This is a genomic window from Rhodococcus sp. NPDC079359, assembly GCF_040702585.1.
Taxonomy (GTDB): Bacteria; Actinomycetota; Actinomycetes; order Mycobacteriales; family Mycobacteriaceae; genus Rhodococcoides.
Genome location: NZ_JBFBLH010000003.1, coordinates 438557 through 460303, shown reverse-complemented (window position 1 = coordinate 460303; position 21747 = coordinate 438557). Strand labels below are relative to the sequence as shown.

The window sequence follows — 21747 nt, the reverse complement described above, 5'->3', positions numbered from 1 at the left end:
GTGTGCGGGCGTTGACTCCAGGTAATGGACGACACCCTCTCTGCACCCACTCGACTCTGGACGCCGTCGCGCGTCCTGATCACGCGGTCTGCATCGGAGCTTCCCCACACTGCGGAAATAGTTCGACGGTGCGAGGCGGCCGGCGTGACCGAGATCGTCGTACTGCCGGGCGACCGTCTGACGGGTCTACGCGGCGAGACCGAGCGAGAGACCTACGCGCGAGCCAAGACGACGATGGCCGTGGTGGTCGCACCACCGAGTGTGCTGAAACCACAACCGATTCCGCCGAGCGCCGACTGGCGTATCGATCTGGCGAAGGGATGCCCGGCCCACTGTCAGTACTGTTATCTGGCGGGGTCGTTGTCCGGGCCGCCCATCACCAGGGTCTTCGCCAACATCGACCACGTGCTGTCCGGCATCGGTACCTACGCAGGCCGCGGCACGATCACCTCCGGCACCGAGGAACGTGGGCACGAGGGAACCACTTTCGAGTTGTCCTGCTATACGGATCCGTTGGGTATCGAGCATGTGACCGGATCCCTCGCCGAGGCCGTTCGTCGAGTGGGCGCGGGGGATTACGGCGATGACGTGTCGTTGCGCTTCACGACCAAGTTCGACGACGTCACCGAGTTGGTGACGTTGGACCACCGACGCCGTACCCGAGTTCGCTTGTCGGTCAATGCCGATGACATCGCGCATCGGTTCGAGGGCGGAACTGCGCGGATGCCTGCTCGAATCGAGGCGCTACGGCAGCTTGCGCTGGCCGGATATCGAGTGGGGCTCACCATCGCTCCGATCATGCCCATCCCGGGGTGGCGAGAGCAGTACGGCCGACTTCTCTCGGATGTCGCCGAGGCGTTGGGTGACGTTCCCGATCTGGACCTGACCGCCGAGATCATCACCCACCGATTCACGCCGTCGAGCAAGGACGTGCTGTTGAGCTGGTATCCGGGGACGAGGCTCGAGATGGACGAAAGTGCCCGCACAGCAAAGAGAAACAAGTTCGGTGGCGTGAAGTACGTCTACCCGAAGGACACCATGTCGGAAATGCGGACGTGGTTCGTGGAAGAACTCGAATCAGTCCTACCCGAAGCGCAGCTGCTGTACTGGACCTGACGCAGCCCGACCTCCGTCGTGCGATGGAGGTCGGGCTACGAAAGCGTCGGAGTTACTTCATCTTTCCGAACGTGGCGTCGATATCGGCCATCTCCATCTCGGCCGTCTGCTGAATGAGCTCCATGAGGTCGGTGTCCAGTCCGGGCGCGAACTCCTCGAGTCGCTCGGGTGAGATCTCCATCGGCGCTCCGGCGGGGGCCTGCTCACTGGCATCGAGGTCGGTACCGTCCTTGGACGGCGACATGCCCTGGTAGATGCGTCCGGCCTCGGACGCCCCGGTGAGGTCGAAGCTGTACTGCTTGCTCTGCAGGCCGAGTTCGACCAATTTCTGGACCTCCGGGAACTTCTCGGCGTTGGTCTTCGGAATCGGCAGCGTCTTCTTCCAATCGACGCCGAGGGTTTCGAGGGCCTTCGCGTATCCGTTCTCGTGCGCCTGGTCGCGCACGATCAGGTACGAAATGGTCGATCGCGCAGCCTTGTTGGCGGTCATCTCGTACATCCGGCATTTCTGGAGGCGGCCGGTCGACTCGAGCATCAGGTTGTACATGAGGTCGAGAACCAGATTGCCGGAGTTGTAGACGTAGCTACCACTCCACGGGTTGCCGACGGAGTCCACCGGAAGCGCGCCCTGCGCGCCGACGAGGTAGTGGTGGATATTGCCCTGTGACAGAGCGAGATTCAACGGAGTGGCCCCGCCTGCACCGGGCGTGTCCAACGGGTCTTCCAGCTTGCCCTGGTACTGCGGCGAGCCGTCGAGCAACCGGGAGATGGTGGTGCCGATGAGCTCGACGTGACTGATCTCCTCGGTGCCGATTCCCTGGATCAGATCGCGGTACGGCTTGGCCGCAGCTCCGCGAAAGTTCATGGCCTGGAACAGGTACTGCATCATCGTGCGCATCTCGCCGAACTGTCCACCGAGGCCCTCCTGGAGGGCGTTCGCGGCGGCCGGATCGGGCTCGTCGGTGGCAATGTCGTGAATGAGTGACTGAACGTGCAGGTACATGGAAACCTCCGAATGGCGACCAGCAAAGTTTGCTGCCCTCACCCAGTGGTTGCCCGCAACGCCGTCGTCCGAATCCTGGGCCCCCTCCGCATGGCCGTCGACCAGGCGATCTATTTGTCGCTCTGCGCCCGGTACATCGAACCTGCGCTGTTTCGCTCGAGGAATCCGGCGTCGACGAGCTCGCGTCGCAATGTCGCGTAGTCGTCGTCGAAGAAGCTGCACAATTCGTTGACCTGATGCTCCGAGGACCATCCCGTCGTACTCAGCTGGCGTGCGATTGCCTTCAGAAATTCGGGTCGGTCCCGGCTGTACCGAGGCATGTCGGTCGGTGGGGGCGTCGTGCGCGGGAGATTCCGAAAACTCTCCACCGTGTTCTCGTCCACAACGAGTCGATCGTCCACCCGGGTCACCACCGACAGGGTCAGCAGGCGTGCGATCGCTTTGTGTGTCGCACGGACCGACAGTGACGTATGGGATTGCAGCGCAGCCACTGTCGAGACTCCACTGCCGATCGCGAAGAAGGCCGCCCGAAGATCCGAATCCGCGAGAGCACGAAGCACGCCGGTCGCGTGGTCCAGCAGCGGGGCATCGTCGTGCACACCGATGGACTCGAACCGCAACGGAACCCCGGTGGCGGACACCATCTCGTCGGTGAAGTCGACCTCGCGAATGGGCTCCGATCGCCTCTTCAGAACGCCGATTCCCGGAAGCGTCAGGGTCTCGATGTCGTCGGCACCGAAACGCAGAATGGCATTCCACAGAGGATTCGACCCAGCCGGAGAGAACGAGTTCTGCACGGTCAGAACCCCTCCCTCCGCCACGTGTGGCCACAGAGCCCGCAGGATGCGTGCGTTCGTCACCAGAGATTCACCGTCGATCCACACGAGGTCGACCGGGCCGATCTCCTCCAGCGAGCGCGGTGGCAGGTCGAACAAGGACTCGGTGACCGACTGGATCGGATCGGTGGCAAAGTTCCAGAGTTGGGGCGAGACTTCGGGTGCCGCCGATTCGAGAGCCCTCGACAATGCGATTCCGGCACTGCCGGCACCCACGCTGACCACTTTCTTCGGTTGCAGCATCGCAACCAGGCCGGACAGCAACGCGTCAGCGCGCGCGGTGGAGTGCTGTGAATTGCTCGCCATGGGTGTACCTCTTCTCCGAGATATCGGAACATTAGGGCAGCACGCTGCTGCGGTGAGCGGATCAGAGAGCGTCGAATCGATCTCGTGCGCTGTCGATTTCGTGCATGTGAGCGGCCGCCCAGGCCAACAGCACGTCGACGGGTGCCCGAAGAGTTTTGCCCAGTTGCGTCATTCGATACTCCACCGCTACCGGGCGAGTGCTGAGAACCGTCCGTTCGATGATGCCGTTGCGTTCGAGTTTTCGCAGCGTTGCCGTGAGCGATTTCTGAGTCACCGCCGGAATTGCACGGCGCAGATCGTTGAATCGGCAAGGGCGCTCGCACAGTTCGTTGAGCACCTGAAGCGACCATTTGTCCAGCACCTGATCCAACAGCTCACGGTGAGGGGCACTGATCGTCAGTTCTGTCGCGGCATCGGCGGTATCGGTCATGAAACCAGGTTCCCTTGAAGTGTCCTTTGTGTACCAAGTATCAAGGTTATACCTGGTAATGGTCACGACGAAAGGAACTCCATGAGCGTCACTCGATTCACCCCGTCCGGCATGATGCAACCCACTCCGTATCACCACGTAGCCGTGGGCCAGGGGTCTCGACATATCCATGTCAGCGGTCAGATCGCGCGCAACGAGGACGGGTCGGCGATCGCCGAGAACGACCTCGCCGGGCAGGTGGCGCAGGCGCTGCGCAACACCGCGATCGGATTGGCCGGTGCAGGAGCAACATTCGAGGACGTCCTGCGGCTGACGTTCTACGTCACGCATTGGGCTCCGGAGCGGATCGGTGAGTTCATGGACGGCGTCACCCGCGTCGCCGAGGAGATCGGACTACCTACTCCAATGCCACCTGCGTCGTTGATCGGTGTGGACTACCTGTTCGAGCCCGACGTTCTCGTCGAGGTGGAGGCCACTGCGATCCTGGACTGACCTGCTTACCGGTGAATTCCGGGGACCGTCGAAGTCATACTTTCGAATCCACCCGACCCCAGGAGCGACATGGCCATACTGACCTACAACATGCATGTTTCCCTCGACGGCTACATCGAAGACTCGGCGGGCAGTCTCGACTTCTCGGTGCCCGACGCGGAGTCACATCGATTCTCCAATCGGCAGACCGAAGCGACCGCTGCGTTTCTGTTCGGACGCCGACTGTACGAGGCCATGGAAGACTTCTGGACAGATCCGGAACGCCTCGACGGCGACGAAGTAGAGGCGGAGTTCGCCGAGCTGTACAAGGCCACTCCCCGGATCGTCTTCTCCGACACTCTCGACTCCGTTGCCGACGGCTGCCGTCTGGTGCGCAGCGCAGACGCGATCGCCGAGGTGGAGCGGCTCAAGCGGGAGACCGAGGGAACGCTGGCTGTGGGAGGAGCAGCCTTGGCAGCCTCGCTGGTCGACCTGATCGATCAGTTCGAGGTCATCCTTCTGCCGACGATCCTTGGCAGTGGCAAGCCCTACTTTCCGGTGGGACATCACCTCGACCTCGTTCTCGCCGAACAGAAGCTCTTCCCGGTGTCAGGATGGATGTACCTGCGCTACAGCGTCTCTCGCTGACCGGCGTCGGGTGCTTTCTCGTCGGGCGCACAATGAACACATGGACACCGGAGATGGTCGCAGCTGGCTGACGCTGCCCTCACATCAGTTGTGGCTCGACACCGAATCATCGAGGCTTCTCGATTTCGGAACCACACTCGACCACCCGGCCGGTGGTGCGGCGTGGTTGGACGGCCGAGGGAACCCCGACCTCGATCATCCGGCCCATACGTACATCACCGCGCGGATGGCGCATGTGCACTTTCTCGCCTCGATGCTGGGACGGCCGGGGTCTCGGAGGAAAGCCGATCGGGTGTTCGAGGGATTGCTGACGACGTTGCGAGACAGCACGAACGGTGGTTGGTTCGAGTTCAGTGCCGACGCGACCTCGCCCGATGCCGTGAAATCGGCCTACACGCATGCCTTCGTGGTACTTGCCGCGTCGGCTGCCACCGCAGTGGGGCACCTCCGGGGCCGACAGCTTCTCGACGAGGCACTCGATACCGTCGAACGTCGTTTCTGGGACGATCATCACGGGATGTGTTCGGACACATGGACTGCGGACTGGTCCGTGCTCGACGACTACCGCGGGATCAACGCCAACATGCACATGGTCGAGGCACTGCTGGCCGCTGCAGATGCCGGCGCACCGCGGATCTGGCGCGAGCGGGCACTGCGCATCTGCGACAACGTATGTCGCTGGGCCGAAGCGAACGACTGGCGTGTTCCGGAGCATTTCACCGCCGAGTGGATCCCGCAGCTCGAGTACAACAGCGACGACACCGCCAACCAGTTCAAGCCCTACGGAGCCACAGTCGGCCATGGATTCGAGTGGGCCCGGCTTCTCGTGCAGGCAAGCCTCGATGCGAGCGGGCACGACCGTATCGCCGCCGCCCGAGCGCTCTACCACCGCGCAGCGGTCGACGGCTGGCAACCCGGGCCAACGCCCGGATTCGTCTACACCACGGACTGGTCGGGGGAGCCGGTCGTGACCGAACGTCTGCACTGGGTGCTGTGCGAGGCGATCGGTGCGGCGGCGACACTCGCGCGCCACACCCGAGAAGACCGCTACGAGCAGGACTACCGCACCTGGTGGGACGTCGCCGCCGAATACTTCCTCGACCGCGTCGACGGCTCTTGGCATCACGAACTCGACGGCAGCAACCTTCCGGCCGCGACGGTGTGGAGCGGCAAGCCCGATCTCTATCACGCCGTCCAAGCGACGTGGATCAGTCGATACGAACCGGGCTCGAGCATGGTGGCTGTGCTGCAGCACAATTCGCGCTGACGTCCGTCGAAGACAGCCGGGGTGCGCAGACGTCAGAGCACTTCCGCCACCAGTCTGTTGCTGACCGAACCGACACCGTCGATCTCCACGCTCACGTGATCGCCCGGCTTCAGCAGCAGTTGCGGCTTACGGCGATATCCGACGCCACCGGGGGTGCCGGTGAGGATGACGTCACCCGGCTCGAGGGTGGTGAACGTGGAGATGGTCGCGATCAGATTCGGCACCGTGAACAGCAATTGCGACAGATCCGACTCCTGGACCTTCTCGCCGTTGACGACGGTGCGGATGCCGCAGCTCGCGAGGTCCACCTCGCCTGGGCAGACTATGCGGGGGCCGAGAGGAGTGCTTGCGTCCCATGCCTTTCCCTGCATCCACTGGTGCGTCTTGTACTGGAAGTCGCGCATCGTGATGTCGTTGGCGACGGTGTAGCCCAGAACGTGATCGAGCGCGCTCTCCTCGGTGATGCGCCGACCGGTGCGTCCGATGACGACGGCCATCTCGCCCTCGTAGTCCACCTCGGAGCTCTCCGGCGGTACGGCGATGTCGTCGTAGGCACCGATGAGGCTGGAGGCGTACTTGGGGAACATCACCGGGTACGTGGGGAACTCGCGTCCGGTTTCGGCGATGTGGTCGCGGTAGTTCAGGCCCACACAGATCACTCGGGCCGGGTCGGTGACCGCCGGGAGCACCCGCACGTCCGAGATCGACAGGCGCGCCTGGGTCAGCCGATCCGCGCCGGCAAGTGCCTCGAGCGAACTGGTCCGTCCGATCGCGTCGATGCCCTGCAGCGGAATCAGAGTGTCGCCGTCGACCTCGCCGACTCCGCGAATGTCGTTGTGCTCGTAGCTGATGTAGGCCATCGGTCAGATCTCGCTCTCACTCGTCTTGCGCCAGCTCGCCAGTTGTCCGCCCCACAGATTCACCGACGCGGGTACCGGACGCCACTGCCGCGTCACGTACGTGGCTCGGTCGTCGTGGAACTTCTCCATCTCGGCCGAGAGCTCGATGTGGTTGCCCGCAGGATCGTCGAAGAAGACGAACAGGTTGTTGCCAGGGCCGTGACGGCCCGGGCCCCAGACGACGTCGACGCCGATCTCGGTGAGGCGATCGCACCAGGACTTGAAGTCCTCCCACTCGGCGAGGTCGTAGGAGTAGTGGTCGAGATCGCCGGGGTTGCCGTTCTCGACGACGGCCAGGGTGTGGTGATCGCGGTCGCTGCGTAGCCACGCGAACTTGCCGTCCTCGAGCTGATCGGAGATGCGGAACCCGACGGTGTCGACGAAGAACGAGACCATCTGCGCCACGTTGTCGGTGCCGAGAGTGGTGTGCTGGAACTTGATCGGGCGTCGTCCCGGATCGGCGGCGTTCTCGCCCTGGCGTGCGACCGGCCCGTGAAAATGCACCGTGGTGCCGTCGGGGTCGGCCACCGAGATGCCCGACGGTACGCCGACGGCATGGTCGATGACGGACGGATCCAGATCCGCGACATCGTGGCCTGCGTCCTTCAGTCGCGCGGTGATTCCGGCGATACCGTCGGAGTCACGGACCTCGAAGCCGTAGTGAGACAGTCCTTTCGGACCTTCGGCCAGATCGAGAACATGGTGTCCGAGGCCCCAGCCGAGGCGCAGGCCTCCGCCCGCGAGTTCTTCCTGCACCGTCAGACCGACGGTGCGGCCGTAGAAGTCGGCGGTGGCGGCGACGTCGGGAACGGTGAAACCGATGTGCGAGACAGCGGTCTGCCGCAGCGTGCCCACGGCACCACCTTCCTGCAGTCTGTTCCGGGTGGGAGTGGTCATGTCAGTGATCCGCCTTTCGGGGCGTCGATGGGGTGGGGACGGGGGCGTCGGTGTAGACGGTGATCCGAACCCGGTCGCCGCGGTTCGGTGGCAAGAGGTGGCCGAGGAACACGCTGTGGTTCAACCAGTTCCACTCTGGGTCGGCCACTTCGAATCGAGGGTTGGTGGAGCAGTACCAGCGGTCGACGTCGGCACCGCCGCCGGCGAAGATCCGCTCCATGGTGGCGTCGTCCTGCGTACCCCAGCCCTCGTTGGTGACCATGATGGGCACGTTGTCGTCGGTGACGATCGTGTAGCGGGCCCACAGATGGGTGACGCCGTCGGCGCGCACGAGGTTCCAGTCCGCACCGCCGGGCAGGATCGTTCCTGATCCGGCCGGTCCGTGGAATCGGCCGCCGGTGATCGGGATGACCCGACGCATTCCGTGCGGGGTCGGCCCGATGAGCACCGGGGGAGCCAGCTCGACGTCGAGGGTGAAGACGTGATTCAGAGTGGGCGTGGACATCTCACTCACCTGCCGGCAGCAGTCGCCCGGCCGCAGGTGACGCTGCCGCATCGATCGGGGCCGCATCGAGGCCCTTCGGGGCTCCGCCGGGGATGACGAGTGCGACGAGCGCAGCCAGGACGGTGGCCCCGGCACAGACGTAGATGCCCATGTCGAGTCCGGTTTCGAGGGCCGTACGGGCAAGCGGTGCAACGAGATCCGAGATCGGGCCGAGGTCGGCGTCGGCCACCGCCAGCGGCCCGCCCTGCTCGGCGACGCCGGAGGCCACGCCCACCGCCTCGGGAGGGAGGGAACCGTCGGACAGGTTGGAGGTGAGGGTGGCTCCGGCAACTCCGAAGGCCACGGCGCTGACGATCGCGGGGCCGAGGCTCTGGCCGGTTTCGCGAACGAGACTGGTGACCGCGCTTGCCATTCCGGCGTAGTCGATGGCGACGGCTCCGACGGCGACGGCCGTCAGTGCGGTGAACATGGTGATGAAGCCGGTGCCGAGCAGCAGGATCGGGCCGGTCATGGCGAGCAGTGAGGTGGAGTCGCCCGGTAGCTGAGCCATCCATATCTGACCGATGGCCAGTGCCGACAGTCCGGTGACCAGCAGGGTGCGGGCCGCGACGCGCATCAACAGGCGCGGGAGCAACGGAGTGAGGAGCAGTGGTACGGCTTGGATGAGGGCGAACGGTAGTGCGGCCTGCAGCGGGCTGACGTGCAGGATCGCTTCGAGTTTCACGCTGAGCGCGTAGGCGGTGCCGATGAAGCCGAACATCGCGAGCAAACCGATCAGGGCGGCCGCTGCGAAGGCCGGGGTACGGAACAGCGCGAGGTTCAGCATCGGGGTGCGGGCTCGCTGCTCGCTGATGACGAACGCGACGAACGACGCGACGGCGAGAACGAAAGTGCCCACGATGACGGGGCTCGAGTAGCCGTCCACGGAGCCCTGGATAACCGCGTACAGCAGGGCGAGCAAAGCGACCGCGATGGTGATCTGGCCGGGCCAGTCCAGTCCGCGTCCGGCGGGATGACGCGAGTCGACGATCACCGCGGCGCTGACAGCGGCGGTGACGAGACCCAGCACGGCGGGAATGGCGAACGACCAGCCCCAGCTGAAGTGTTCGGCCGCGAAACCGCTGATCAGCGGGGCGATCATGGCACCGAATGCCAGGCTGACCGCCCAGAGAGACAGGGCGCGGGCTCGTTCCTGACGTTCCGGGGTTGCCGAGACCAGCATGGCCAGTGACGTGGGAAAGATTGCGGCAGCGCCGAGTCCGGCGATGGCCTGCCCGGCGATCAGCTGCGTCAGAGTTCCCGACGTTCCGGCGACGACGTCTCCGAGGAAGACGAGCACGCCGCCCCAGACGAGCAGCCTCTTGCGGCCGAACATGTCGCCCAGCACACCGAAGTTGAGCTCGAGGATGGCGGTGGGAAGGATGAACGCGGCCGGGATCCAGGCCAGCGCCGCAGCGCTCGCTCCGAGGTCGCGTTGGATCACGCCGAGAATGGGCGCCGCGAGTGAGACGCCCATCTGGGCGACGCCGATCGCGAGGCAGCAGGCGATGAGCGTGCCGCGATCCAGCTTGTGTTGGGTGGGTTTCATGAGTTCCTCGTCCGGAGGCCGTGTCCTGTAAAGCAGGACTGCTGTTGTCTAATACAGGACAGCATTCATGGCCTGGATCACAGCTGTCAAGAGTGTTGGTTCGTTTGATGACACTGCAGTCCTGACAGTCAGAACTATGATGGCGACATGGCATCGGAAACGAGTGGATACAGAGAACGCAACAGCACGGCCGACCGTGCGCTGATCATCCTGGGCATGTTCACCGAGGATCGCCTGCAGATCAGCGCGAACGATGTCGCCGAGGCTCTCGGCAGTGCCCGCTCCACGGCATATCGATATCTGCAGACATTGGTCGGCGCATCGTTTCTCGAGGAAGCCCCCAATGGCGGGTTTCGGTTGGGTGTCGCGGTACTCGAACTTGCTCGATTGGCCCGGCGCGGTTACGGATTGACGACGATCGCCCAACCGGTGATGCGCGAACTGGCCGATGAGGTGGGCGAAACCGTGTTGCTCACCAGGCTCGTCGACGACACGGCAGTGTGCATCGAGCGGTGTGAGGGAGCCAAGCAACTGGTGCGCCTGAGCTACGAGCGGGGGAGTCGGCTGCCCATCAACGCCGGCGCGTCGGCGCTGACGCTGTTGGCCTGGTTGCCGGAGAAGGAAATCCGCTCGATTCTGGGTCGGCACGAGCTGCAACGCTTCACCGATCGAACGTTGACCGACGTCGATCGCCTCGTCGATCGCCTCGAGCGGATTCGCATCACCGGCTACGGCCTGACCGTCGCCGAGGTGGACCCGGATGCGATGGGAATCGCCGCACCGATCTTCGACGAGTCCGGTTCGGTGGCAGCGGCATTGAGCATCGTCGCGATCAGGCGTCGAGTCCCGGAGGACCGGACCGACGTGCTCGTCACCGCAGTGCGGGCCGCGGCGCAGACGCTGTCGACGAGATTGGCCGTCGTCAGTTCGTAGCGTGTCCTATTTTATGGGACAGCATTCCTATTTAACGTGATGCGCGCTACGTTGGTGGTGTGGATACGAGATTCGACACCCTCTACGACGTAGCGATCTGCGGTGCCGGTCCGGTCGGGATGACCGCGGGCCTGCTGCTCGCTGCACGAGGGCTCCGCGTCGTCGTTCTCGAGCGGCGCTCGACGACGAGCGACGAACCCAAAGCGATCAGCATCGACGACGAGGCACTGCGCACCTATCAGCAGGCAGGCGTGATCGACAGAATCCTGCCGATCGTCGTGCCCGGCACCGGAACCCGCTACTACGGACTCGACGACGAACCGCTGTTCCACGGCGGCGCGGAGAGCGCCTACCGGTTGGGCTACTCCTTCAAGAACCCGTTCGCGCAACCGGACCTCGAGCGTGTGCTGGCCGAGGCGCTGCACACGGCGCGCAATGTCACCGTTCGGTTCGACACCGAGGTCACGTCGATCGTGCAGGACGCGGACGCCGTGGCCATCGAAGCGGGCGGCCGCACGGTGCGAGCCCGCTACCTCCTCGGTTGCGACGGCGGACGATCGACCGTCCGAAACCTGCTCGGTATCGGGATGATCGGACGCAGCCACCCGGAATTGTGGTTGGTGGTCGACACGCTCGGCGACCCCCACGTCGAGCGCTACGGTATGCACCACGCCGATCCGAGCAGGCCGCACGTGGTGGTGCCGGGTCTCGGTGGCCGCTGTCGATACGAATTCCGCCTGTTCGAGGGGGAGGGTACGGCCACCGACGCGCCGCCGTTCGAGCTCATCGAGAAACTTGTCTCGCGCTACCGGCCGATCACACCCGCTCAGGTCGAACGAGCCGTCAACTACCGCTTCCACGGTCTCGTGGCCGATCGATGGCAGCTGGGGCGCTGCTTCCTGCTGGGCGACGCCGCGCACATGATGCCGCCGTTCGCCGGTCAGGGTCTGAACTCGGGTATTCGCGACGCTGCGAATCTCGCGTGGAAGTTGGCCGGCGTCCTCGACGGTTGCCTGCACGAAAGTGTGCTGGCCACATATCAATCCGAGCGTGGCCCCCACGCCGCCGCGGTGGTTCGCTCCTCCGAGCGGTTGGGCCGCGTGGTGATGACGACCAACCCTCGCATCGCGGCCAGGCGCGACGAGTTGGTCCGGGCCGCATTGGCCACCGAGAACGGGCGACGCTGGTTCGAGACCATGGCCTATCGCCCGCCGTACCGATTCTCCGACGGGCTCGTACTCCCCGGCGACGACACCGGGAGCATGATCGGGCAACCTCGGGCCTTCGACTCGGCGACCCGAACCATCCGCCCGCTCGACGAGATCCTCGGAACCGGTTGGGCGCTGGTGGGAGTCGACGTACACGACACGGCGGAGTGGGCGCACGCGCGCGATATCGGTCGCGGCCTACACGCAGTCGAGGTCGCCGTGCCCACCGATCGCACGGTGCCGAGGATGGACGGCATCAACGTTCTACTCGACGTCGACGGTCGGCTGGACGACGAGATGCGGACGTACACCGGAAGATTCGTGCTCATCCGACCCGACCGCTTCGTTGCGGCCGCGTGGCATCCGCACGACGGTGACGACGTTCGAGCCGCAGTGAGGGCCGCGGTGGCGTCGTGGATCGAAACTTCGGTGAGTCCTTCCGAACTGTCCTACATCGAGACGAAAGGCATCAGCTATGCGTGAACTTCCTACCCCGCTGCCGACGACAGTGGTCCGCCGCACCGCGCCCCCGACTCCGCGGCACGAGGCGGACGTCGACTGGAACACGTCCAACAAGTTTCTGAACGGGCCGTTCGCGCCGTGGCACGAGGAGACCGAGGCGTTCGACCTCGAGGTCATCGGGAAACTCCCCGACGATCTCGCCGGCGCGCTGTTCCGAGTGGCTGACAATCCACGCTTCGAGCCACTCGACACCGATCGGTACCACTGGTGGGAGGGCGACGGCGGCGTCGCGGGCACCTACATCCGCGACGGTAAGGCGTCGTTCCGGATGAAGTGGGTGCACACCGATACGATGAAGATCGAGGTGGAGGCCGGGGAAGCGCTGTACAGCGGTTTCGTCAACGGCTCCGGCAAGGCCAAGCGGGATCTGCCGGCGGGCGCGCCGCCGTCGAAGAGCGTCGCCAATACCAACGTCGGGCTGTTCGCCGACCATCTGCTGGTGTACTACGAAGGCGGACTTCCACATTCGATACACCCCGGAACTCTCGATACGCAGGGCACGTACAACTTCGGTGGTGCACTCGACATCCTGTGCACGGCGCACTACAAGATCGAACCGACGACCGGAAACATGCTGTTCTACTCTGCCATCGGGCCGAGACTGACGTGGTACGAGGCCGATACCAGCGGCACCGTCGTCGATTCCTTCGGTTTCGACATGGGCTGCCCGGCAATGGTTCACGATTACATCGTGAGCGAACACCTCGCGATCTTCCTCATCTCGCCCAACCAGTTCCGCCTCGACCGCATCATGGAGGGGCGACCCGGCGTGCTCTGGGACGAATCGGCGACGCCGAACGGCAGCAGGTTCGCCGTGCTCGACCGTCGCACCCATGAGGTGAGCTGGTACGACACCGGCCTGATGCTGGCCCCGACGCACTTCTTCAACGCGCACGAAACCGCCACAGGAATCGTGGTGGATCTGCACGTCATCGCGCGTCTGGGCAATCCGGCCGACGACTCGGACGAGCCGATCGACTCGCACTCCTGGTTTCCACCCGCGATGGCCTGGCGGTTCGTGCTCGATACCGCGACCGGGACGACCACCCAGCACATGCACAGCGGGATCGCGGGTGAATTCCCGAAGATCAACGACGCGTGGCTGGGCAAGGAGAACCGCTTCGGCTACTTCGCCACCACCCGAGATCTGTCTCCGCTGACTCTGACGGATGGGCTTGCGCGCCATGACTTCTCCACCGGCCAGACGATCGTGCTCGAAGGGCCCGACGGATTGACCAGCCCCAGCGAACCGGTCTTCGTCCAGCGTCGAGGAGCGAGCGGCGAGAACGACGGATATCTGCTGACCCTGTGGTGGAATCCGGCGACAGGACTCTCCGAGCTGCTGGTGCACGAGGCCGACGCGTTCACCCGCGAACCTCTCGCGCGGGTGAAGCTTCCCGTTCGAGTTCCGTTCGCGTTCCACGGATCCTGGGCCGAGGCCGAGGTACTCGACGCAGCGATCGCAGCCCAGCGGTAACGAAGAAAAGAACACCGAGAATGAAAGAGCAGGACTGACATGGCGAACACACTGGCGTGGACGGCGAAGATATTCGACGGCGGATGGCTGGACGGCGGCGGTGGAACCCTCGACGTGACGGCTCCTGCCGACGGGGCCCTCGTGGCCACCGTCGGTGCTGCGGACATCGCTGACCTCGATCGAGCTGTCGCGAAAGCTGCACGTGCGCAGCAAGAATGGGCCGCCAAGCCCTACCCGGAGCGAGCATCGGTCATGACGAAGGCTGCAGCGATTCTCGAGCAGAACCCCGAGCGTCTGACGCGGTGGCTGATTCCCGAATCGGGATCCAGTCACGGCAAGGCAGGGGCCGAGGTGGGCTTGGTTCTTGCCGAACTGACCGAGGCGGCCACGTTGGCGTCCCAGCCCTACGGGCAGGTCCTGCGCAGCGCGAAGTCCCGGTTCTCGGTAGGGCGATACGTTCCGATGGGCGTCATCGGCGTGATCAGTCCGTTCAACTTCCCAGCGGTACTGTCGATGCGGTCGGTCGCGCCTGCTCTGGCCGTCGGCAATGCCGTCGTGCTCAAACCCGATCCGCGAACGCCGATTTCGGGTGGACTGATCCTCGCCGAGATTCTCGCCGAGGCCGGCCTGCCGGACGGTCTGTTGCACGTACTGCCCTCGGGTGCCGACGTGGGAGCGGCGCTCGTCTCGCACCCCGACGTGCCGTGCATCTCCTTCACCGGATCCACCGCGGCCGGCCGCCGAATCGCGGAAGCCGCTGCGCCGTTGCTCAAGAAGGTCCACCTCGAGCTCGGCGGAAACAACGCGTTCCTCGTGCTGCCCGATGCAGACATCGAGGCCGCTGCATCGGCGGGCGCGTGGGGATCGTTCCTGCACCAGGGGCAGATCTGTATGGCGTCGGGTCGGCACCTCGTTCCCGAGCATCTCGCCGAGCAGTACACGGCGGAACTCGCGAAGATCGCCGCGCGCATCACCGTCGGAGATCCGACCGACCCGTCGAATGCGTTGGGGCCCATCATCGACGAGAACCAGCTGAAGCGAGTCGACAGCATCGTGCAGGCCACGGTCACGGCCGGTGCCGAACTCGCTGCGGGCGGAACTTTCGACGGGCTCTACTACCGACCGACCGTGCTCGGTAACGTGCCGAAGGATTCACCCGCGTTCACCGAGGAGATATTCGGCCCGGTCGCACCCATCACGACGTACCGCACCGTCGACGAGGCAATCGACATTGTCAATTCCTCGGAATACGGCCTGTCCGTTGCTGTTCTGACCTCGAACCCGTTCAAGGCCTACGAGCTGGCGGACCGAATTCGTTCCGGTGCCGTGCACATCAACGACCAGACGATCGACGACGAGGCCGTCGCGCCGTTCGGTGGCGTCAAGGCATCGGGTTCCGGTGGACACTTCGGCACCACCGTCAACCTCGATACGTTCTGCGATCTGCAGTGGGTCACGATGCAGTCGGACATTCAGAAGTATCCGTTCTGACCGACCCCGCCGGGCGAACCCGCACCGATCGCGCTACTCGCGGTGCGGGGTTCGCTCACCGGTGTTCGGGTCGACGTCGAACAGCTGGTCGGTGTTGTCCGGGGCGTAGACGACGGTGTTCGTTTCGAGGGCTCGTCGTCGAGCGCCGTCGCGAATCGCGAGGAATCCGGCACCGAACAACACGATCACGGCGATTCCGGCGACGATCGCCCAACCCTCGAAGCCGCCCGCCAATGCGGCGATCAGACCGCCTGCGGCGGCGATACCGGCGAAGATCAGGATGACGGCCAGCATGTTCTCGACAGCTCTGGCCCAGCTCGTTTTGGTAGGCCTTTTCTCGACCATAGGGGCAATTCCTTTCGATCAGCTCGGAGCGGGGGATACCCGAAAGCCGACCGATTAAGCCCCGCACTGCCCAGTGGCGGTCGTCACTGAGCCTTGCGCGCGCGGTACGCGGCAACGGCCGCTCGGTTCCCGCAGGTAGTGCTGCAGAACCGGCGGGATCGGTTGCGCGAGAGGTCGAGGACCAGGCCGTTGCAGTCCGGATCCGCGCAGACGTCGAAGCGCGAGAGCTCGTCCGCTCGGATGACGTCGATCATGGACATCGCGGTCTCGACGACGATGCGGGTCGCGAGCGGACTGTCGTCGGCGACGGCATGGATGTGCCAGTCGAGATCTCCGTGACGAACCAGTCGGGGCAGGGCCGAGGATTCGGCGAGCAGACGGTTCACCTCGACCACGGCGTCGTCTCGGCTGCTGGTCAGCAGCGCGCGCAGGGTCGGGCGCAGTGCTCTCACGGCCTCGAGCTCGGCGTCGTCGCCGTCGAAGCGGCCGGAGTAGCCCTGTTCGGTGAAGAACTCGGCGAGCTGCTCGCGGGTGGTCAGCGTGTCCGGCTCCTCGGCGGAATTGATCAACGCCACGGCCGCCAACAGTGACAGTTCCGCGTCATGAGCAAAAAGCATGTTGACACCTTACCAAGTCGGTCCCTACTGTCACATGCCATGACGGCTTACACTCATGACGCGAATGCGGATCTCGCGGCCACCCACGATGCTGCCGCGCGGTCGCGTCGACTCTCGGGACTCGGTTTCGCGCTGCTCTCCGCGGCGTCCTTCGGGCTTTCCGGGTCACTCGCCACCGGGCTGCTCGACGCAGGCTGGACGGCCGGGGCCGCGGTGACCGCGCGAATTCTGCTCGCCGCAGCCGTCCTGCTGATTCCGTCGATCCTCGCGTTGCGCGGGCGGTGGAACCTGCTGGCGAAGAACTGGAAGCTGCTCCTCGCCTACGGTGCCTTCGCGGTCGCAGGGTGCCAGCTCGCCTTCTTCAACGCCGTCGGCCGGATGGAGGTGGGCGTGGCGCTGCTGATCGAGTTCACCTCGCCCGTGGCCGTCATCGGGTGGATGTGGTTCCGGCACCAGCAGCGTCCCGGTCGCCTGACCGTGGTGGGCGCACTGCTGGCCGCGATGGGGCTGGTGCTCGTGCTCGATCTGATCTCCGGTGCCGACGTGGACTCGGTCGGCGTGCTGTGGGCGCTGGGCTCGATGGTCGGTGCGGCCGTGTACTGGGTGCTGTCGGCGGACGAGAGCAACGGCCTCCCGCCGATCGTGCTCGCCGGAGCCGGTCTGTTGACGGGCGGGCTCATCCTGCTGGTCGCCGGGCTCATCGGGATCGTCCCGTTCGCTGCTCCGCTCACCGACGTCACCTTCGTCGATGCGGTCGTTCCGTGGTGGGTTCCGATCATCGGCCTCGGCGTCGTGACCGCCGCGCTGGCCTACGTTCTCGGGATCGCGGCGGGCCGACGTCTCGGGTCGCGGTTGGCATCGTTCATGGGTCTGATGGAGGTCGTTGCGGCACTGGTGTTCGCGTGGCTGCTGCTCGGGCAGGCGCCGGCACCGGTCCAATTGGCCGGTGGCGCACTGGTTCTGCTCGGCGTGGTCGTCGTCAAATCAGGAGAACGCGCCACGGCTCACGAGCCGGTGGAGCCGTTGCAGAGCAGGCCCTGACCTGACGCTCAGCTGTCGACGCGTCCGAACACCACGGCGGCGAGAATGGTGTGGGCGCTGGCGATCACCGAGTCCAGTGGTTCGCGTTCGGGAGAGAGCAGCCATTGTTGGGCGATGGTGAGGACCGCGCCCACCAGGCCCATGGCCAGTGTTCGACGGTTGGGCCCGGCGAGTCCGCGGCTGGATCCGGCGGCCTCGGCCACCTGCAGCACCGTCTCGGAGAACGAGGTCGTCGTCTTGCGGTAGAGCGCGTCGACGGTGGGCGAGACTCCGAGAATCTCGACGAAGGCGATGCGCGCGGATCCAGGATTCTCGGCGACGAACGTGAAGAAGCCGGTGAGAGCGCCACGGAGAACCTGTTCGGTGGAGTCGGCCTCGGCCTGCGCACCGGCCAGGATGTTCTCGCGCATGGCGTCGGTCGCTCGGCCGTAGGCGGCCATGAGCAAGTCCTCGCTGTTGGAGAAGGACTCGTAGAAGTAGCGCTTGGTCAGCCCGGCCTCGCTGCACACCTTCTCCACGGTTGCCGTCCGGTAGCCGGTGGTGCCGAAGACCTTCACGGCGGCGTCGAGCAGGCGAATTCGACGCTCCTGCTGCCTCTGCTGCGGGTCGGCACCTCGGTAGGTACGGCCGGGTTCGCTGTGATGGGTAGTCACAGACAGATCTTGACACCGCTCGGTATCAGATGCAAAGTGTTCGCAGACAAGCATTTCGATCGAGGGGGAGCAGATGGCGGCGTCGACGCTGCGGAACAAGGTCGTTCTGATCACCGGAGCGGCACGGGGAATCGGTGCCGCAACGGCACGTGCGCTGGCGGGCCGAGGTGCCCAGCTGGTTCTCGTCGATGTCGACGAGGCACCCCTCCTGGAACTCGCAACCCAGCTGAAAGCAGCGGCATTCGTTGCCGACGTGCGGAATCTGGACGACATGCAGCGCGCCGTCGACGGGGGAATCGAGGCGTACGGCGGCATCGATCTGGTGCTGGCGAACGCAGGCATCGCGAGCTACGGATCGATCATGCAGGTCGATCCCGCCACGTTCCAACGCGTCATGGACATCAACGTGATGGGCGTGTTCAACACCGTCCGCGCGGCTTTGCCGTCGCTCATCGATCGCAACGGCTACGTCCTCGTCGTCTCCTCGCTCGCGGCGTTCACCCCGTGCCCCGGCCTGGCCGCGTACAACGCCAGTAAGGCTGCGGCAGAACACTTTGCGAACGCCCTCCGGCTCGAGGTCAACTATCGAGGTGTCGATGTCGGCTCCGCGCACATGGCATGGATCGACACACCGATGGTGCAGGACGCCAAGTCCGATCTCACCGCATTCCAGGATCTGCTCGCGGTGCTGCCCGGCCCGCTGGGTAAGACGATGACCGTCGAGCAGTGCGTCGACGCGTTCGTCGACGGCCTGGCCAAGCGCAAGCGGCGTGTCTACGTGCCGCGGTGGGTGGGCGCAGCGTCGTGGTTCAAGGCCGTCATCACCTCGCGGGTCGGTGATCGCAGCATGCTCGAGCACGTGCCGACGATCCTGCCGAAGATGGACGAAGAAGTAGCCCGCCTCGGCAGGTCCGAGAGCGCTCGCAACAAGACCAGCTGACACCGGACATCGAAGGAATCGCTGACATGACTGCCGTACTGCCCTCTCCCGAGGTCGACGTTCTCATCATCGGTGCCGGCCTGTCCGGGATCGGGGCCGCGCGCCACCTCGGGCACGATCTGCCCGGTAAGACCTACGCCATCCTCGAAAGTCGCGGCGCGATCGGGGGAACGTGGGATCTGTTCCGCTACCCCGGGATTCGTTCCGACTCCGACATGTACACCCTCGGATACAGCTTCAAGCCGTGGATGGGTGAGAAATCCATCGCCGACGGCACCGACATCCGCAACTACATCGTCGAAACCGCGCAGGAAGCGGGCGTCGACAAACATATTCGGTTCCATCACAAGGTCGTCGCGCTCGAGTGGTCGTCCGAACAGCAGTTCTGGACGGTGACCGCGCACCGTAGCGACACGGACGAGACGGTGACAATCACGGCGTCGTTCGTGTTCTCCTGCAGCGGTTACTACAACTACGACAAGGGGTTCACCCCCGAGTTCGCCGGACAGGAGAATTTTGGCGGCCAGGTGATCCACCCGCAGCACTGGCCCGAGGATCTGGACTACTCCGGCAAGAAGATCGTCGTGATCGGTAGCGGTGCAACGGCAATCACGTTGGCTCCCAACCTGGCTCGCGACGCCGAGCACGTCACGCTGCTGCAGCGCTCGCCCAGCTACGTCCTCTCGCTTCCGTCACAGGACCCGATTGCGCAGACGCTACGCAAGCGCCTGCCGAAGAAGTTGGCGTACAGCGTCACTCGGCTCAAGAACGTGTCGATGGCCATGTTGATCTACACGCTGAGCCAGAAGTACCCGGAGTTCATGAAGAAGCGGATCCGGACGATGCAGGAGGGGTGGTTGCCGAAGGGATACGACCTCGACACCCACTTCACCCCGTCCTACAACCCGTGGGATCAGCGCCTGTGCCTGGTGCCCGACAACGATCTGTTCCGTTCGATTCGCAAGGACGAAGTCTCGATCGTCACCGATCACATCGACACCTTCACCGAGACCGGCCTGAAGCTGAAGTCGGGCCAGCACCTCGACGCCGATATCGTCGTCACCGCAACGGGATTGAACCTCTCCGCTCTCGGCGGTGCGCAGTTCCGGGTCGACGGCGAGGACGTCGACCTGCCCAGCACGATGGCCTACAAGGGCATGATGCTCACCGGTATCCCCAACTTCGCCTTCGTCGTCGGTTACACCAACGCCTCGTGGACGCTCAAGGCCGACATGGTCTCGAACTACGTGATGCGACTGCTCGCGCACATGGACGAGAAGGGCTACAGCACAGTCGAGCTCGAACGCGACCCGTCGATCGACGAGGAACCGTTCCTCGACTTCGCGGCGGGATACGTGCTGCGGGCGGTGGACAACTTCCCGAGACAGGGCAGCGAGACCCCGTGGAAGCTGCGCATGAACTACTTCCGCGACCTGCCGGTGCTGCGCTACGGCAAGGTGGTGGACAAGGCCATGAAGTTCCGTCGTCCCCGGTCGAAGGTCTCCGTCGGATCCTGACGGGAATTGTTCGGGGTCGGGCGTGCGTTGGTTCCGAGTATGAAAATTGGAATCATCGGAAGCGGATTCATCGGCGGTACTCTCGTCCGTCGCCTGACGGCACTCGGTCACGAGGTTCGGTTCTCGAACTCTCGTGACCCGGAGACCCTGGCAGACCTGGCGGCGGACACCGGGGCGACGGCAGTGTGGGCCGCCGACGCGGCTCAGGACGCAGACCTGGTGATTCTGAGCATTCCGCAGAAGAACGTGCCGGATCTGGCACCGGGAATTGCCGGTGCCCGTAAGCCCGGGGCGCCGATCATCGAGACCAACAACTACTACCCGCAGCAGCGGGATGGGTTGATCGAGGAGATCGAGGGTGGGACACCCGAAAGTGTGTGGGTGTCTCAGCAACTCGGCGAGCCGGTGATCAAGGCGTTCAACGGAATCTACTGGAAGCACCTGTTGGAAAAGGGGGTGCCCAGCGGGGCCAGCGGTCGTATCGCACTGCCGATCGCAGGCGACGACGAGGATTCCAAGAAGCTCGTGTTCTCGGTGATCGACGAGCTCGGATTCGACCCCGTCGACGGCGGCACCCTCGCCCAGTCGTGGCGTCAGCAGCCGGGAACGCCCTCGTACGGCAAGGACTTCGGAGTCGACGCGCTCGTCGAGGCGCTGGGGCAGGCAACGAACGAACGCAGTGCGGAGTGGAAGGCCTGAGCTCGATTCCTCTTGCTACCTGACGCGACAGCTACCTGACGCGGCAGCTACTTGACGCGGCCCTCGCGGAGCGTGCGCTCCGCGAGGTCGCGTAGCGGCCCGGTCAGGTTCGAATCGCCGACGCGGCACGAGTGCTCACCCACCGACACGTTCCAGACGAACGTGTCGCGGGCATTCGAGTCGGCCGAGTCGGTGGCCTGCTGATCGGCGATGTACGGCTGCGCGGCCTCGACCAACGACTGCCATTCCGGCTCGTCGGTCTCGACGACTCCGCGCTTGGACATGCCGGCGACACCGCCGGTTCGCAATACCTCGATGCGCAGGCTCATCTGCCCTCG

The 21747-nt window shown here is 64.8% G+C and carries 23 protein-coding genes; 12 read left to right on the top strand and 11 right to left on the bottom strand.

What is annotated here, in order from left to right:
- Window positions 1-24: 24 nt before the first annotated feature.
- Window positions 25-1116 (top strand): spore photoproduct lyase family protein, encoded by a 1092-nt coding sequence (locus tag AB0362_RS10520; protein ID WP_366235546.1) that lies wholly within the window; start codon window positions 25-27, stop codon window positions 1114-1116.
- Window positions 1117-1168: 52 nt separating this feature from the next.
- On the opposite strand, the gene AB0362_RS10515 is transcribed toward AB0362_RS10520, so the two are convergent.
- The 3 genes from AB0362_RS10515 to AB0362_RS10505 form a co-directional block, all read right to left on the bottom strand.
- A complete protein-coding gene (locus AB0362_RS10515; protein ID WP_149406394.1) occupies window positions 1169-2119 on the bottom strand; it encodes a manganese catalase family protein in 951 nt (316 codons plus the stop codon).
- 110 nt (window positions 2120-2229) lie between these two features.
- On the bottom strand, window positions 2230-3261 hold the full coding sequence (locus AB0362_RS10510) for a DUF2087 domain-containing protein (protein ID WP_366235545.1): 1032 nt from the start codon (window positions 3259-3261) through the stop codon (window positions 2230-2232).
- Window positions 3262-3322: 61 nt separating this feature from the next.
- Window positions 3323-3691 (bottom strand): helix-turn-helix domain-containing protein, encoded by a 369-nt coding sequence (locus AB0362_RS10505; protein ID WP_149406396.1) that lies wholly within the window; start codon window positions 3689-3691, stop codon window positions 3323-3325.
- An 81-nt stretch (window positions 3692-3772) separates the two neighbouring features.
- Here AB0362_RS10505 and AB0362_RS10500 point away from each other — a divergent pair, with 81 nt between their 5' ends.
- The 3 genes from AB0362_RS10500 (at window position 3773) to AB0362_RS10490 (ending at window position 6077) form a co-directional block, all read left to right on the top strand.
- Window positions 3773-4183, top strand: a complete 411-nt coding sequence (locus AB0362_RS10500; RefSeq protein WP_317809576.1) for a RidA family protein — start codon at window positions 3773-3775, stop codon at window positions 4181-4183.
- 69 nt (window positions 4184-4252) lie between these two features.
- Window positions 4253-4810, top strand: a complete 558-nt coding sequence (locus AB0362_RS10495; RefSeq protein ID WP_149406398.1) for a dihydrofolate reductase family protein — start codon at window positions 4253-4255, stop codon at window positions 4808-4810.
- Window positions 4811-4850: 40 nt separating this feature from the next.
- The gene (locus tag AB0362_RS10490) at window positions 4851-6077 is read left to right on the top strand and encodes an AGE family epimerase/isomerase (RefSeq protein WP_366235544.1); all 1227 of its coding nucleotides are present in this window, start codon (window positions 4851-4853) and stop codon (window positions 6075-6077) included.
- Between the two features lie 32 nt (window positions 6078-6109).
- Here the strand turns inward: AB0362_RS10490 and AB0362_RS10485 are convergent, their stop codons facing one another.
- The 4 genes from AB0362_RS10485 to AB0362_RS10470 are packed head-to-tail and all read right to left on the bottom strand — an operon-like array spanning window position 6110 to window position 9966.
- Window positions 6110-6937: a fumarylacetoacetate hydrolase family protein gene (locus AB0362_RS10485; RefSeq protein WP_317809579.1), complete on the bottom strand. Its 828-nt coding sequence runs from the start codon at window positions 6935-6937 to the stop codon at window positions 6110-6112.
- A 3-nt stretch (window positions 6938-6940) separates the two neighbouring features.
- Complete coding sequence (locus tag AB0362_RS10480; protein WP_317809581.1) at window positions 6941-7873, bottom strand: VOC family protein; 933 nt, start codon at window positions 7871-7873, stop codon at window positions 6941-6943.
- 1 nt (window position 7874) lies between these two features.
- On the bottom strand, window positions 7875-8378 hold the full coding sequence (locus AB0362_RS10475) for a DUF3237 domain-containing protein (protein ID WP_317809583.1): 504 nt from the start codon (window positions 8376-8378) through the stop codon (window positions 7875-7877).
- A 1-nt stretch (window position 8379) separates the two neighbouring features.
- The gene (locus AB0362_RS10470) at window positions 8380-9966 is read right to left on the bottom strand and encodes an MFS transporter (RefSeq protein WP_317809585.1); all 1587 of its coding nucleotides are present in this window, start codon (window positions 9964-9966) and stop codon (window positions 8380-8382) included.
- Between the two features lie 147 nt (window positions 9967-10113).
- On the opposite strand from AB0362_RS10470, the gene AB0362_RS10465 reads away from it, so the two are divergent.
- From AB0362_RS10465 to AB0362_RS10450, 4 genes are read left to right on the top strand one after another with little or no spacing between them, the layout of a single operon-like run.
- Complete coding sequence (locus AB0362_RS10465; RefSeq protein WP_149406404.1) at window positions 10114-10899, top strand: IclR family transcriptional regulator; 786 nt, start codon at window positions 10114-10116, stop codon at window positions 10897-10899.
- Window positions 10900-10958: 59 nt separating this feature from the next.
- Complete coding sequence (locus AB0362_RS10460) at window positions 10959-12590, top strand: FAD-dependent monooxygenase (protein ID WP_317809587.1); 1632 nt, start codon at window positions 10959-10961, stop codon at window positions 12588-12590.
- Window positions 12583-14106 carry a carotenoid oxygenase family protein gene (locus AB0362_RS10455; RefSeq protein WP_317809589.1) on the top strand — a complete coding sequence of 508 codons (1524 nt, stop codon included), beginning with the start codon at window positions 12583-12585 and terminating at the stop codon, window positions 14104-14106. Before AB0362_RS10460 ends, AB0362_RS10455 begins: the two co-directional genes overlap by 8 nt.
- Before the next feature lie 39 nt (window positions 14107-14145).
- Entirely contained in the window at window positions 14146-15597 is a 1452-nt protein-coding gene (locus AB0362_RS10450; RefSeq protein WP_317809590.1) for an aldehyde dehydrogenase family protein, read from the top strand.
- 33 nt (window positions 15598-15630) lie between these two features.
- Here AB0362_RS10450 and AB0362_RS10445 read toward each other — a convergent pair whose 3' ends face one another.
- Both AB0362_RS10445 and AB0362_RS10440 read right to left on the bottom strand, forming a co-directional pair.
- Entirely contained in the window at window positions 15631-15942 is a 312-nt protein-coding gene (locus AB0362_RS10445; RefSeq protein WP_068284000.1) for a hypothetical protein, read from the bottom strand.
- An 83-nt stretch (window positions 15943-16025) separates the two neighbouring features.
- Window positions 16026-16559, bottom strand: a complete 534-nt coding sequence (locus AB0362_RS10440) for a CGNR zinc finger domain-containing protein (RefSeq protein ID WP_068054245.1) — start codon at window positions 16557-16559, stop codon at window positions 16026-16028.
- 39 nt (window positions 16560-16598) lie between these two features.
- Here AB0362_RS10440 and AB0362_RS10435 point away from each other — a divergent pair, with 39 nt between their 5' ends.
- Window positions 16599-17600: a DMT family transporter gene (locus tag AB0362_RS10435; protein WP_149406407.1), complete on the top strand. Its 1002-nt coding sequence runs from the start codon at window positions 16599-16601 to the stop codon at window positions 17598-17600.
- An 8-nt stretch (window positions 17601-17608) separates the two neighbouring features.
- On the opposite strand, the gene AB0362_RS10430 is transcribed toward AB0362_RS10435, so the two are convergent.
- Window positions 17609-18253 carry a TetR/AcrR family transcriptional regulator gene (locus AB0362_RS10430; RefSeq protein ID WP_317549742.1) on the bottom strand — a complete coding sequence of 215 codons (645 nt, stop codon included), beginning with the start codon at window positions 18251-18253 and terminating at the stop codon, window positions 17609-17611.
- A 73-nt stretch (window positions 18254-18326) separates the two neighbouring features.
- Here AB0362_RS10430 and AB0362_RS10425 point away from each other — a divergent pair, with 73 nt between their 5' ends.
- Genes AB0362_RS10425 through AB0362_RS10415 form a run of 3 tightly spaced genes read left to right on the top strand, consistent with a single transcriptional unit; the run spans window position 18327 to window position 21409 of the window.
- Window positions 18327-19193, top strand: coding sequence for an SDR family oxidoreductase (locus AB0362_RS10425; protein ID WP_149406409.1), 867 nt, complete (start codon window positions 18327-18329; stop codon window positions 19191-19193).
- A gap of 26 nt (window positions 19194-19219) precedes the next feature.
- On the top strand, window positions 19220-20710 hold the full coding sequence (locus AB0362_RS10420) for an NAD(P)/FAD-dependent oxidoreductase (RefSeq protein ID WP_317549743.1): 1491 nt from the start codon (window positions 19220-19222) through the stop codon (window positions 20708-20710).
- A gap of 39 nt (window positions 20711-20749) precedes the next feature.
- Window positions 20750-21409, top strand: a complete 660-nt coding sequence (locus tag AB0362_RS10415) for an NAD(P)-binding domain-containing protein (RefSeq protein ID WP_317549744.1) — start codon at window positions 20750-20752, stop codon at window positions 21407-21409.
- A 47-nt stretch (window positions 21410-21456) separates the two neighbouring features.
- Here the strand turns inward: AB0362_RS10415 and AB0362_RS10410 are convergent, their stop codons facing one another.
- Window positions 21457-21738 (bottom strand): protealysin inhibitor emfourin, encoded by a 282-nt coding sequence (locus tag AB0362_RS10410; RefSeq protein ID WP_082899002.1) that lies wholly within the window; start codon window positions 21736-21738, stop codon window positions 21457-21459.
- Between the last annotated feature and the right edge of the window lie 9 nt (window positions 21739-21747).

Excerpts from the sequence above, each read along its gene's own strand:
- AB0362_RS10475 (WP_317809583.1), bottom strand. The coding sequence starts at position 8,378 with ATGTCCACGCCCACTCTGAATCACGTCTTCACCCTCGACGTCGAGCTG.
- AB0362_RS10510 (WP_366235545.1), bottom strand. The coding sequence starts at position 3,261 with ATGGCGAGCAATTCACAGCACTCCACCGCGCGCGCTGACGCGTTGCTG.
- AB0362_RS10410 (WP_082899002.1), bottom strand. The coding sequence starts at position 21,738 with ATGAGCCTGCGCATCGAGGTATTGCGAACCGGCGGTGTCGCCGGCATG.
- AB0362_RS10440 (WP_068054245.1), bottom strand. The coding sequence starts at position 16,559 with ATGCTTTTTGCTCATGACGCGGAACTGTCACTGTTGGCGGCCGTGGCG.
- AB0362_RS10515 (WP_149406394.1), bottom strand. The coding sequence starts at position 2,119 with ATGTACCTGCACGTTCAGTCACTCATTCACGACATTGCCACCGACGAG.
- AB0362_RS10520 (WP_366235546.1), top strand. The coding sequence starts at position 25 with ATGGACGACACCCTCTCTGCACCCACTCGACTCTGGACGCCGTCGCGC.
- AB0362_RS10445 (WP_068284000.1), bottom strand. The coding sequence starts at position 15,942 with ATGGTCGAGAAAAGGCCTACCAAAACGAGCTGGGCCAGAGCTGTCGAG.
- AB0362_RS10455 (WP_317809589.1), top strand. The coding sequence starts at position 12,583 with ATGCGTGAACTTCCTACCCCGCTGCCGACGACAGTGGTCCGCCGCACC.
- AB0362_RS10435 (WP_149406407.1), top strand. The coding sequence starts at position 16,599 with ATGACGGCTTACACTCATGACGCGAATGCGGATCTCGCGGCCACCCAC.
- AB0362_RS10425 (WP_149406409.1), top strand. The coding sequence starts at position 18,327 with ATGGCGGCGTCGACGCTGCGGAACAAGGTCGTTCTGATCACCGGAGCG.
- AB0362_RS10485 (WP_317809579.1), bottom strand. The coding sequence starts at position 6,937 with ATGGCCTACATCAGCTACGAGCACAACGACATTCGCGGAGTCGGCGAG.
- AB0362_RS10470 (WP_317809585.1), bottom strand. The coding sequence starts at position 9,966 with ATGAAACCCACCCAACACAAGCTGGATCGCGGCACGCTCATCGCCTGC.
- AB0362_RS10480 (WP_317809581.1), bottom strand. The coding sequence starts at position 7,873 with ATGACCACTCCCACCCGGAACAGACTGCAGGAAGGTGGTGCCGTGGGC.
- AB0362_RS10490 (WP_366235544.1), top strand. The coding sequence starts at position 4,851 with ATGGACACCGGAGATGGTCGCAGCTGGCTGACGCTGCCCTCACATCAG.
- AB0362_RS10500 (WP_317809576.1), top strand. The coding sequence starts at position 3,773 with ATGAGCGTCACTCGATTCACCCCGTCCGGCATGATGCAACCCACTCCG.
- AB0362_RS10415 (WP_317549744.1), top strand. The coding sequence starts at position 20,750 with ATGAAAATTGGAATCATCGGAAGCGGATTCATCGGCGGTACTCTCGTC.
- AB0362_RS10420 (WP_317549743.1), top strand. The coding sequence starts at position 19,220 with ATGACTGCCGTACTGCCCTCTCCCGAGGTCGACGTTCTCATCATCGGT.
- AB0362_RS10495 (WP_149406398.1), top strand. The coding sequence starts at position 4,253 with ATGGCCATACTGACCTACAACATGCATGTTTCCCTCGACGGCTACATC.
- AB0362_RS10505 (WP_149406396.1), bottom strand. The coding sequence starts at position 3,691 with ATGACCGATACCGCCGATGCCGCGACAGAACTGACGATCAGTGCCCCT.
- AB0362_RS10450 (WP_317809590.1), top strand. The coding sequence starts at position 14,146 with ATGGCGAACACACTGGCGTGGACGGCGAAGATATTCGACGGCGGATGG.
- AB0362_RS10465 (WP_149406404.1), top strand. The coding sequence starts at position 10,114 with ATGGCATCGGAAACGAGTGGATACAGAGAACGCAACAGCACGGCCGAC.